This is a genomic window from Paenibacillus forsythiae T98, from assembly GCF_000520735.1.
Classification (GTDB): domain Bacteria; phylum Bacillota; class Bacilli; order Paenibacillales; family Paenibacillaceae; genus Paenibacillus_AQ; species Paenibacillus_AQ forsythiae.
This window is the reverse complement of record NZ_ASSC01000873.1, coordinates 1-8,251: the sequence shown is the minus strand read 5'-3', so window position 1 is coordinate 8,251 and position 8,251 is coordinate 1. Positions and strand designations below refer to the sequence as shown.

General features: G+C 50.8%; 13 protein-coding genes. All 13 read left to right on the top strand.

The window, feature by feature from the left end:
- Nucleotides 1-597: cell wall-binding repeat-containing protein (locus L692_RS0126355; protein ID WP_025702871.1), on the top strand; the 597-nt coding region annotated here is incomplete at its 5' end.
- A 69-nt stretch (nt 598-666) separates the two neighbouring features.
- Nucleotides 667-939: a hypothetical protein gene (locus L692_RS0126350; protein ID WP_025702870.1), complete on the top strand. Its 273-nt coding sequence runs from the start codon at nt 667-669 to the stop codon at nt 937-939.
- A 139-nt stretch (nt 940-1,078) separates the two neighbouring features.
- A complete protein-coding gene (locus L692_RS33890) occupies nt 1,079-1,264 on the top strand; it encodes a CPCC family cysteine-rich protein (RefSeq protein WP_156940599.1) in 186 nt (61 codons plus the stop codon).
- A 123-nt stretch (nt 1,265-1,387) separates the two neighbouring features.
- On the top strand, nt 1,388-1,555 hold the full coding sequence (locus tag L692_RS31515) for a polymorphic toxin-type HINT domain-containing protein (protein ID WP_198027841.1): 168 nt from the start codon (nt 1,388-1,390) through the stop codon (nt 1,553-1,555).
- A 25-nt stretch (nt 1,556-1,580) separates the two neighbouring features.
- Nucleotides 1,581-1,775 carry a hypothetical protein gene (locus L692_RS0126345; RefSeq protein WP_025702869.1) on the top strand — a complete coding sequence of 65 codons (195 nt, stop codon included), beginning with the start codon at nt 1,581-1,583 and terminating at the stop codon, nt 1,773-1,775.
- 15 nt (nt 1,776-1,790) lie between these two features.
- Nucleotides 1,791-2,297, top strand: coding sequence for a hypothetical protein (locus L692_RS0126340; protein WP_025702868.1), 507 nt, complete (start codon nt 1,791-1,793; stop codon nt 2,295-2,297).
- 213 nt (nt 2,298-2,510) lie between these two features.
- Nucleotides 2,511-2,822, top strand: a complete 312-nt coding sequence (locus L692_RS0126335; protein ID WP_025702867.1) for a hypothetical protein — start codon at nt 2,511-2,513, stop codon at nt 2,820-2,822.
- 167 nt (nt 2,823-2,989) lie between these two features.
- The gene (locus L692_RS0126330) at nt 2,990-3,892 is read left to right on the top strand and encodes a DMT family transporter (RefSeq protein ID WP_025702866.1); all 903 of its coding nucleotides are present in this window, start codon (nt 2,990-2,992) and stop codon (nt 3,890-3,892) included.
- A gap of 166 nt (nt 3,893-4,058) precedes the next feature.
- A complete protein-coding gene (locus tag L692_RS0126325) occupies nt 4,059-4,721 on the top strand; it encodes a GntR family transcriptional regulator (protein WP_025702865.1) in 663 nt (220 codons plus the stop codon).
- Between the two features lie 152 nt (nt 4,722-4,873).
- A complete protein-coding gene (locus tag L692_RS30905) occupies nt 4,874-5,620 on the top strand; it encodes a 5-deoxy-glucuronate isomerase (protein WP_025702864.1) in 747 nt (248 codons plus the stop codon).
- A gap of 132 nt (nt 5,621-5,752) precedes the next feature.
- Nucleotides 5,753-6,229 carry a NanQ anomerase/TabA/YiaL family protein gene (locus tag L692_RS0126315; RefSeq protein WP_025702863.1) on the top strand — a complete coding sequence of 159 codons (477 nt, stop codon included), beginning with the start codon at nt 5,753-5,755 and terminating at the stop codon, nt 6,227-6,229.
- Nucleotides 6,230-6,292: 63 nt separating this feature from the next.
- Nucleotides 6,293-6,769, top strand: coding sequence for a NanQ anomerase/TabA/YiaL family protein (locus tag L692_RS0126310; protein WP_025702862.1), 477 nt, complete (start codon nt 6,293-6,295; stop codon nt 6,767-6,769).
- A gap of 44 nt (nt 6,770-6,813) precedes the next feature.
- Complete coding sequence (locus L692_RS0126305) at nt 6,814-8,100, top strand: MFS transporter (protein WP_025702861.1); 1,287 nt, start codon at nt 6,814-6,816, stop codon at nt 8,098-8,100.
- Nucleotides 8,101-8,251 lie beyond the last annotated feature (151 nt).

The following is an 8,251-nucleotide window of genomic DNA, read 5'->3' as shown; positions in this document are numbered from 1 at the left end:
CCGGAATATACGCTGCCAGCCGTCAACTGGATCGCGCACATGCCGGAGCCGCTGCTCTATGTCACCAAGGACAACGTGCCGGAGGCGACGGCGAAGGCGCTGGAGGCGCGCTCCGGCAAGGCGTCTATCTACGTGCTCGGTCCCGAGTCGGCCGTTTCAGCCAAGGTCGAGGATGCGCTGAAGCAGTACGGAACAGTCACCCGGATTTCCGGCGATGATCCTTACGAGAATGCCATTGCTTTTGCCAAGTTCAAGGATTCCGGCAACGGATTTGGCTGGGGAATCACCGCTCCCGGGCATAACTTCTCGTTCGTGACGACCGATTCGCCGGCGCTGGCCATCGCCGCCGCTCCGTTCAGCCATCTGGGCAAGCATGCCCCGCTCTTGTTCACCGAGAAGTCCGGCATGCCGGATTCGGTCATGAATTACCTGATGGACTTGATGCCGAAGTTCAAGGATTCCCCGGCGGAAGGGCCTTACAACCACGCCTGGATTACCGGCGACAGCTCGGCCATTACAGCCAAGGCGCAGAGCGAGATTGACGACATGCTGGAAATTTCCCCGGCCTCCGGAGAGAACCCGCATTCCGGCCATTAGGCCGGAGTGCAAGACAAGACGAGAAGACTATTTTATAATCCATTTATAAGGAAAGGAGGCGAAAAAGCGATGAGAAAGAAACTGTGGATCGGTATCGGGGCGATCGTCCTGACGCTGGGGATTGGCACGGCGGTCTATGCCGCTGATACGGGGAGCAAGACTTTTGAGCAGATGCTCCCTTTTATGAAAAAAATGCATCCGAATCTAACCGAGCAGCAGCTGAACGACATGCATAAATCCTGCGAGGAGCACAGCGGCAGCATGGGCACCATGATGAAATCCGGCGGTTCCGGGATGATGAAGGACATGAGCAGCATGATGAGCAGAAGTTCGATGATGTAAGCAGTGATTAGTGACGGGTAGAGATGCGGGAAAAACGGCGTGCGAATCGGGAGATTCGGGACGTCGTTTTTTTGCTATGGGGCAGTGAAAGTTGCTGTCTGCTGGAAAATAAAGACGAATTTAAGGTTTTGTTTTCAATTTGACACAAAAGGTTCATTTTATCAGCTGGTATACCTATGATGGAAGTACAGACCCGAGCTACTATAGTTCCCCCAACCACATGACACTTGCTCAAGCCCGTGATAACTTTATTGAATTCGGTGGTGTGAACGAGTCTTCGTTACAATTCCTTGAATCAGATAGACTTGAGATGTTTAGTAAATAAATGAAAATGTAACAGATGTTCAGCCTTGAGGAATAAAACCTTCAAGGCTTTCTTTTTAACCCATCCAGTGTTTGGTTAGATGGAAAAGGTTGGACTCTTGTACGAGACCTAAAGATTGGAGATTTGCTTGTCTCAAGTGATGGTACTAAACTGGCAATAGATAAGATTGAGAAAGCGCCGCGACAAACAACGGTTTACAATTTTATGGTCGACAAATATCATTCTTACTTTGTATCTAACCTTGGGATTTGGGTGCATAATTGTACTATCTCTTGGAACAAAGTACCCTAAATATAAGACACACGGTGACGCATTCTTGAGTGATTTTGGCAAAATAATTGACGATGGAGCAGTATCGTTTGTGGGTAGGGGAACTTTGAAAAAGGATGGCGAAGTGTTAAATATTTATAGGGGCAATGGTATGACAGTTGCCACTAAACCAAATGGAGAGTTTGCCACTCTACTAGAATCAGGTAAGGGTATGGACGTAAACATTCAGTTTGTCCCTTAATGAAGGAGAGATTATATGCTCGAAGAACTTGTTGATATCTTTAAGAGAGGCTCAATCCAAGATATTTACTTGTTTGGTTTTGTAGATATTGAAGATGGAGTAGCGGATTTTTGTCCGGATATGCGTTACTATTATTTCGAAGTAGGCGAGAAGTATATTGAACTTGAATCAATTAACCAATACTCAAAACTAAGTGTGAGGATAGTTGGTTCGATTCGATATCAATTTGAAATTGATGAGGATATGTTGCCGTGCAAGACGTCGGTAAGTCAAATAATATTGACTGACTTGATGTCTGCCAAAAATACTGTTAAGAGTTTCGTTATTAACGGTAAGGAGTCTAATGACAAGAATCAAATTGTCTGTAACAGCCTTCAGTTGAACATGGATAATGGACAAGAATTGTTTATTGACCCATCTTTTTATTATGGTATAAACATCGGTGGGGCAGAACAAAGGAAGTTTTGGAATGAGAACCTTGCTGATGGCACAAGACCTGACGAAATAGTAATCGAAGTATAAGTTTGTTAATGGCTTTGAGAAGATAAACCTCAAGGTAAATCGGATGGCTATCCCTGATAGAACTTAATCCTCATCACCCCCGTATGATATTCCCCTAATATGGCCGCAAATCATCTTCCCATTTAAAATAACTATTTATAACACGTTTTATTCAATCATAAGATGATATAATGAATATTATAAATTTTTATTCAAAAAGGAGCGATAGCTGGAATGCTGAATGAAGATGTTAAGTATAAGACAATGTATACTTCTTTGGAGAGCGCCATCGATGAAATTAGTGTCTTGATTCTGACCAAACAGGAAATCAGGGAGGACAAGAAGAAGGATTTGTACCGTAAGTTGGCCGATGTATCCAACCTGCTTGAGAGCGAAACGGTGATTGCAAAGGACCTGGCGGCTTTGCTGTTTAATTTTTACATACTGGTTCACAGTGATGTTTCGATTAGTCAGGATAAATCCTCGCTGTTTTTCCTTGGGCACTTGCAGGAGTATATTGAGAAAATTTTCGGAGAAAATTCATAATCGCGGTATGCGATACAGCGGTCCAAGGGTCAAATCACATGCGGTTCAGCATGTGGTTTCATTTTTTTCGTAGAGATTCGATCTCACAGCCCCTCTTGCCCCCGTATATTATAATGAATGAAGGTCATTTTTCATTTTCAACAGACGGAAAGAGGCGAGCAAGCGTTATGGGCAAGTACCGTATTTATCTTTTTTTGATTTTGGCTAATCTGTTCTGGGCGGGGAATTATGTGTTCGGCAAATATGTGGTGGCGGAGATGACGCCCGTGCAGATGACGTTCTCGCGGTGGCTGATCGCGGTGTGCCTGCTGTTTCCGATCGCGCATTTCGTGGAACGCCCCGACTGGAAGAGCGTCGTGAAAGAGTGGCGAATTTTGCTGCTCATGTCCGTACTGGGTGTGGTTGGATACAACTTTCTGCTGTATGAGGCGCTGAGGTTCACGACTTCCATGAACGCCGCGCTCGTCAACGCGATGAATCCGGCGCTGATCGTGCTGTTCTCTTCCTTGTTTCTCCGGGAAAAGATCTCGCTTGCCAAAGGCGTGGGCCTGCTGGTGTCGCTGCTCGGCGTGCTGCTGGTACTGACCAAGGGACAATTGCAGCTTATTTTTCAGACCGAATACAATCTCGGCGATCTGCTGATGCTGGCCGCGATTCTCGTCTGGACGTTCTATTCCATCCTTGGACGAAAAATGAAAGGTCTGCCTCCAATCTCGGCTACGGCGATTTCCGCACTAATGGGCTTGCTGCTGATTCTTCCTTTCTTTCTGGCTTCGGGTATCCAGCTTCCGCTTAGTCCCAAGGCGACCATGGGCATTCTGTATATCGGCATTTTTCCTTCTGTGGGGTCGTTTATCTTCTGGAACGCGTCGATCCGCGAGATCGGGGCCAGCCGGGCGGGGATTTATCTGAATCTGATCACGGTGTTCACGGCCATTCTCAGCATGCTGCTCGGCAATCCGGTTACGCTTGCGCAGGTGCTCGGCGGGCTGCTTGTATTTGCGGGGGTATACATAACCGGTAAAAAGACCAAGGGGCCAGAAGCCAATAAACCTAGACTTGCAAAATGACATCAGGGGAAGAAGGAACGAAGGGGAAGGGTGGAACCTCAAGCCTTTCCCTCTGTCCGCGACCGATCCGGGACATGAAACAGAAGCTCGGTTAAGCTGGCGCTTTTCCAGTCCGTTGTGATACACTTAACCTGTATGTCGACATGTATTTTAAGGAGTTAACCTGATGATTGATCCGAAGCTTAACATAGGACTGGGAGAACAGCTGACTGATATTTTGCGGATGAGGATCGTTGGCGGCCAATTGGAGAATGGGCTGAAGCTGACCGAAACCGCGGTAGCAAGCGAGTATGGATTAAGCCGCGCACCGGTGCGGGAAGCGTTCCGCAATCTGGAATACGAGGGTCTGCTGGATATTACGAAGCAGGGGGCTGTCGTAAAGGTCCTGACTGAAAAAGAGGTCAACGAGTTCTACAATGTCCGCTACATGCTGGAATCGTTCGCGCTCAGTCACATCCCGCCCGATGCGCGGGAGCCGGTTATCCGCTTTATGGAGACTTCCGCCGACAGAATGGAGCTGGCGCTGAGCCACAAGGATGCCGACGAGTTCGCGGCTCAGGATATCGCGTTTCACACCAAGGCGTTCGAGGTGATCGACCACAAGTTCATCAAGCTGTTCTGGGCGAACATAGACAAGCTGTACCGGGCGATTCTGATTGTGGGAACGCGCCGCCAGTTTGACAAGGGAGAGTTTGAATACAAGCGGGAGGTTGTGGACAAGCACCGCCAGATGGTAGCCGCCCTGAAGAAAGGGGACAACGAGGAGATCCTGGCCGCGCTTCGCAATCACTTTCACTATAACAGCTGGATTGATAAAAAAGAATTCTGACGCAAACCGCTTCCCTGAGTCGATCATGCCTCAGGGACTTTCGTTGTCTATCATTGTCGACAGAAATACTTGTTGACAATTATGCGCTTTCATTTTAAAATTCGGATGTAAGCCATTGTTAAGCAGTCACAAGCTGGGGTGAGGAGGAGAAGATGGAGCTGAAATTTACTGCGCCGCGCACGCCGGGACTGCACCGGATTGTCGGACCCGGGGACAGCGAGCTGGAGGTGCTGGAGCTGTTCGTGCTGAATTTGCCTTCGGGCGGGGCGCAAAGGGTGGAGCTGGAAGGCCGCGAGGCAAGCCTGGTCTGCATTGAGGGCAAGCTGCGGGTTGCGGCTGAAAGCAGCGAGTATATATTGTTGCCGGGGGACGGCTTGTATGTTCCGAGGGGCCGGGCGGTCACGATTGAAGGCGTACTCGAACAATCCAGACTCGTTATGGCAGCGGCCGAAGCGTGGAGCGACGCGGAGTTTATCTATGCGGATTACGGCGCCGCATACCGGGAGAAGGAAGTTCACGGGAGATACAACTATACCCGCGACATCGTGAACCTGCTGACCCGTTCCGACCGGGCGAGCCGCATAGTTACGGGCATCACCACAGGGCAGGATGGAGCCTGGACCAGCTGGCCGCCTCATCATCATTCCGATACGCTGGAGGAAATCTATTTCTATTTCGATATTCCCGAAGACGGCTTCGGCGTTCATGTGGGGATGCTGATGGACGGAACCGAGCAGGCGGAGATCGTCCGTTCCGGCGACGCGGTCATTATTCCGGGCGGCTATCATCCTACAGTGGCGTCGCCGGGCGCGCGAATGAAATATGTCTGGTTTCTGGGGGCCAGGAACAGCGAAGAGGACCGCCGCGCTCCATCAGAGGATCACCCGGTTTACGGATGACTCTGGTTCGATTAAGTGTTGCCGTACGGCGCTTAATCGGGCGGCAGGGATTGAAAGCGCAATTATATAATCTTTTCCTTGACCGGCGAAACTACAGGCGATAAGCCGGCGGAGGAAGCGGGAGGGTCAGCCATGTATTTCGGCAGTATTGAAACATTGGAACAAACGAAGCGCCAGTATCCGCCGGCCATTGCGAGAGCTCTTCAGTATTTGAAGGATAATCAGGAGCAATTTCTGACCATGGACGCCGGGGTGTATCCGATTGAAGGGCAGCATATGTTCGCTCAGGTCGTCAATCTGGAGACCAAGAGGAAGGAAGATACCCTGCCGGAGGTGCACCGGAAATACATCGATGTGCAATTTTCCGTGGAAGGCAATGAGCGGATCGGGTTTGCGGCGGACACGGGAAGAAATGCTGTGGATGAGGATTTGACCGCGGAGAAGGACATTATTTTTTACAAGCAGGCGGAGAATGAAATGGAGCTGCTGATGCAGCCGGGACAGTTCGCCGTCTTCTTCCCCGAGGATGTCCATCGTCCGGGCTGTCAAGATGGAGACGGCGCGGCATTGCGCAAGGTGATTGTGAAGGTCAGCACAGCCATCCTGTAGCTTGGCGGCAGTCCCGGCGCAAGGCAAATAACCTTTATATAATGAAGGAAGGCGTGAGCGGCCATGATCTTTTCCAACATTGAGAGCGGTGAACCGATCGAGAAGAAGTACACGGAGCTTGTAGTTCGGGCCATTCGGTACTTGCAGGAGCATCGGCATGAGTTTCAGACTATGGAGACGGGCATCTATCCGATTGAAGGAGACGATTTCTTTGTCCAGGTGTTCGATGTCACAACCAGGCTGAAGGAGGAGGCCAAACCGGAGGTGCACCGCAAATATGTAGAGCTGCACTATTCGGTGGAGGGGAAGGAACGAATCGGCTTTGCCGTCGATTTGGGCAGGAACACGGTGACGGAGACGCTTCTGGAGACCAAGGATGCGATCTATTACGCCCAGGTGGACAGGGAGACGGAGCTGGCGCTGGAGCCGGGGGATTATGCGATCTTCTTCCCCGAGGATGTTCACCGGCCGATCTGGGAGCATGGCGGCAAGACATCGATCCGCAGGGTGGTCATTAAGATCAACGCAGCAATTATGTAAGTTTATTCACTCATAACTTCTTATAACAAGGGGTGTTTGTGGGAATGAATAGCGAAGCTGGAAGAATACCGGGCAGCCGCTGGACACGCATTTTGCCGCCGCTGCTCATCGTGTGCATTATTTCGTTTATGGACCGTGTGAACGTGAGCTTTGCCATATCCGGCGGAATGGACAAAGAGCTCGGCATGACTGCCGGCATGGCCGGTTTTGCGGCGGGCATATTCTTTTTCGGTTATTTGTTTCTGCAAGTCCCCGGCGGACAGATCGCCGCCAAGAGAAGCGGCAAGAAGTTTATTGCCTGGGTGATACCCTTCTGGGCTGTTGTCTCCATATTAAGCGGCTTGGCAACGAGCACGACTCAGTTGCTGGCGCTCAGGTTCTGTCTCGGTATTGCGGAGGGCGGCATGCTGCCGGTCGTGCTGACCATGTGCAGCAACTGGTTCCCCAATGAGGAAAGGGGCCGGGCCAACGCCATTGTGCTGATGTTCGCTCCCATTGCCGCGATCATCACCGGACCCATCTCGGGATTCATTATCTCTGTCTCCGGCTGGCGCGAAATGTTCATTATTGAAGGGATTGTTTCGCTGATTGTGCTTATTCCCTGGTTGCTGATGGTCAGCGACCGTCCGCAGCAGGCCAAATGGATCAGCAAGGAAGAAAAGGCTTACATTATCGGCAAGCTGGAGGAGGAACAGCTGGCGATTGAGCAGGAAAATGACGTGAAGCAGGCATCGATCAAGGACCTGCTCCCCAACAAGTCCATGTGGAAGCTTATTGCTCTGAACTTCTGTTACCAGTCGGGCGACTACGGATTCTCCATGTGGCTGCCGACGCTGCTGAAGAAATTGACCAACAGCGGAATGGGCATGGTGGGCCTGTTGTCCAGCTTGCCGTGGGTTGCCTGTATTGCGGGTATGCTGCTGTTCTCGAACCTGTCCGACCGGACCGGACGAAGAAGGGAGTTCGTCATTATTCCGCTGCTGGGATTCGCGCTGTGCCTGCTTCTGTCTGTAACGGTTCACGGAAATGTCTGGTTCTCGTACATCTTCCTCATCGGCGCCGGATTCTTCGTCAAAGCCGCAGGGGTCGTGTTCTGGGCGATTCCTCCGCGTTTGTTCAGCAAGGAAGTTGCGGGCGGAGCCCGGGGAGCCATCAACGCGCTCGGGAATCTGGGCGGATTCTTTGGACCTTATATTGTCGGATTCCTGATTCAAATCTTCAACTATAATGTTGGTGTATACAGCCTTGTAGGTCTGCTGGTCGTATCCGCGCTGATTGCCGCCACGCTGCCCCGGTCGGTTCAAACGAGAACGAACGAGAAGGCGGCTTGATGCGCCATAAAGAGAGCGGCGGCTAACCCGGCAGCGGACTCATGCCGCCGCATCAATTTAGGAGATGGAGGAAGCGTACTATGGATTTATCCGATTTTTCATTAGAAGGCAAACTGGCGGTGGTTACGGGAGGCAACAGGGGGCTTGGACA

Excerpts from the sequence above, each read along its gene's own strand:
- L692_RS0126330 (WP_025702866.1), top strand. The coding sequence starts at position 2,990 with ATGGGCAAGTACCGTATTTATCTTTTTTTGATTTTGGCTAATCTGTTC.
- L692_RS0126325 (WP_025702865.1), top strand. The coding sequence starts at position 4,059 with ATGATTGATCCGAAGCTTAACATAGGACTGGGAGAACAGCTGACTGAT.
- L692_RS0126315 (WP_025702863.1), top strand. The coding sequence starts at position 5,753 with ATGTATTTCGGCAGTATTGAAACATTGGAACAAACGAAGCGCCAGTAT.
- L692_RS0126310 (WP_025702862.1), top strand. The coding sequence starts at position 6,293 with ATGATCTTTTCCAACATTGAGAGCGGTGAACCGATCGAGAAGAAGTAC.
- L692_RS0126350 (WP_025702870.1), top strand. The coding sequence starts at position 667 with ATGAGAAAGAAACTGTGGATCGGTATCGGGGCGATCGTCCTGACGCTG.
- L692_RS30905 (WP_025702864.1), top strand. The coding sequence starts at position 4,874 with ATGGAGCTGAAATTTACTGCGCCGCGCACGCCGGGACTGCACCGGATT.
- L692_RS0126305 (WP_025702861.1), top strand. The coding sequence starts at position 6,814 with ATGAATAGCGAAGCTGGAAGAATACCGGGCAGCCGCTGGACACGCATT.
- L692_RS0126335 (WP_025702867.1), top strand. The coding sequence starts at position 2,511 with ATGCTGAATGAAGATGTTAAGTATAAGACAATGTATACTTCTTTGGAG.
- L692_RS0126340 (WP_025702868.1), top strand. The coding sequence starts at position 1,791 with ATGCTCGAAGAACTTGTTGATATCTTTAAGAGAGGCTCAATCCAAGAT.